The sequence below is a fragment of the Mesorhizobium sp. M7A.F.Ca.AU.001.01.1.1 genome, from assembly GCF_004022735.1.
Classification (GTDB): domain Bacteria; phylum Pseudomonadota; class Alphaproteobacteria; order Rhizobiales; family Rhizobiaceae; genus Mesorhizobium; species Mesorhizobium ciceri.
This window is the reverse complement of record NZ_RZPF01001046.1, coordinates 1-1,519: the sequence shown is the minus strand read 5'-3', so window position 1 is coordinate 1,519 and position 1,519 is coordinate 1. Positions and strand designations below refer to the sequence as shown.

4 protein-coding genes are annotated in these 1,519 nt (G+C 62.7%); 2 read left to right on the top strand and 2 right to left on the bottom strand.

The features are described 5' to 3' along the window. The coding region (locus EN884_RS35590) for an NAD(P)H-dependent oxidoreductase (RefSeq protein ID WP_164895411.1) at positions 1-167 on the bottom strand (167 nt) is incomplete at its 3' end. Between the two features lie 89 nt (positions 168-256). Between EN884_RS35590 and EN884_RS35585 the strand changes: the two genes are divergently transcribed. After that, on the top strand, positions 257-625 hold the full coding sequence (locus EN884_RS35585) for a helix-turn-helix domain-containing protein (RefSeq protein WP_024504168.1): 369 nt from the start codon (positions 257-259) through the stop codon (positions 623-625). 149 nt (positions 626-774) lie between these two features. Here EN884_RS35585 and EN884_RS35580 read toward each other — a convergent pair whose 3' ends face one another. Then, positions 775-978 carry a hypothetical protein gene (locus EN884_RS35580; protein ID WP_013530050.1) on the bottom strand — a complete coding sequence of 68 codons (204 nt, stop codon included), beginning with the start codon at positions 976-978 and terminating at the stop codon, positions 775-777. A gap of 221 nt (positions 979-1,199) precedes the next feature. On the opposite strand from EN884_RS35580, the gene EN884_RS35575 reads away from it, so the two are divergent. Further along, the coding region (locus EN884_RS35575; protein ID WP_164895410.1) for a response regulator at positions 1,200-1,519 on the top strand (320 nt) is incomplete at its 3' end.

Sequence of the window (1,519 nt, the reverse complement as noted above, 5' to 3'; positions counted from 1 at the left end):
GATGCGACTTCGTCGAAGAACGGCAGCGGGAAGTCGCGAAGGTCGACGATCTCGACATCGATGTCGGCATGCGACTTGGCGATCTTGGCGATCCATTGGGTTGGCACATCGGCGAAACGAGCGGCGCGCGTCGATCCGACGACGATGGCAATTTTGGGTTTGGACATAAGGGCTCTCCTTGCACGAAGTACTGGTATCATTTGGATACCTGCGCTATATGAGATACTGCAAACGCGATGCACAAGAAGGCACTTTTTTGTTACCGAGGCACCCACACCGCTCCGAAGACTGCCGCGCCATCTCGGAAATCCTGCAGCGCGTCGGCGACAAATGGACCGTTCTGGTCGTCGGCAAGCTGGGCGACGGACCGCTGCGTTTCAACGAATTGCGCGCAGCCGTCGGCGGCATCTCGCAGAAGATGCTGACCACCACCTTGCGCGGGCTGGAGCGTGACGGCTTCGTCACCCGCACCGTGTTTCCAACCATTCCGCCGCGCGTCGATTATGAGCTGACCGAGCTCGGCCACGAGCTGCTGATCCCCGTCAGCGCACTGAGCGAATGGGCGCGCGCCAACACCATGCGCGTCAAGGCGGCGCGCGAAAAATTCGACGGCGCCCGCGTCTGAAACCCTTGCGCGGCAAGGGATTCAGCCCCGCACGCAACATCCGGCTTGTCTGATCGGAAATTCTATCTCGGCTGCGCGGATCGTGCCCGGATGCAAGCGCCGTTTTGGCTGGCGGATTGCCGCTCATGCGGTCCCCTGACGGCTGCCGCTCAGGCTCCTGATGCGCGCACATCGCATCGCGCGGCGGCACAGGTATCACACCGTGCGCCCCGCTCGCCGGGAGCCTGTCCTCCATGCGTGCAGGCGACGCGCGAGATGTCTTCCTTCACCTCCGCGTAAGCGGTCACGCCGAGCAGGCAGGTCGTCGCGACCAGGGCTGCCACGAGCCAACCGTTCAGCAGATGTTGACGCATTGTCTCTCCTCCGATTGCAGCAGGATCGGGCTTGGAGGCAACCGTTGGATGTCACGAAAAGCGCCTCCCGCACGGGCGCTGTTACAAACGGCCATACCCGGCTCGCTCTACCTGATCCCAGCTATGTCGGCGGCAACCGATCCATGGCAGACTGGGTACGATCGGTTGGGTATTTTCCGCCCGGCTGCTACAGGTGAAAGCCGCCATTCGCGTCGAGGTTCATGTCGTCCAAGGAACATCCCGCCATCGACCTGCCATCGGAAGCACTGCTGCCGAGCCCGCTGCTTGTCGTCGAGGACGAGCCGATGATGCAGGTGCGGTTGCGCTCGATCCTGAGGGGCCTTGGCTACGCTCAGGAGGAGCTGTTTTTCGCCGGGTCGATCGCGCAGGCCAAGGCCCTGCTCGTCGACCAACCCTTCGCCATGACGCTGGTCGATGTCGGCCTGCCCGATGGCAACGGCATCGACCTCATCCGCTCCCTGCACGAGCACGACGCGGCGCTGCCGATTCTCGTCATCTCGGCCTGGAGCAACGAAAACAC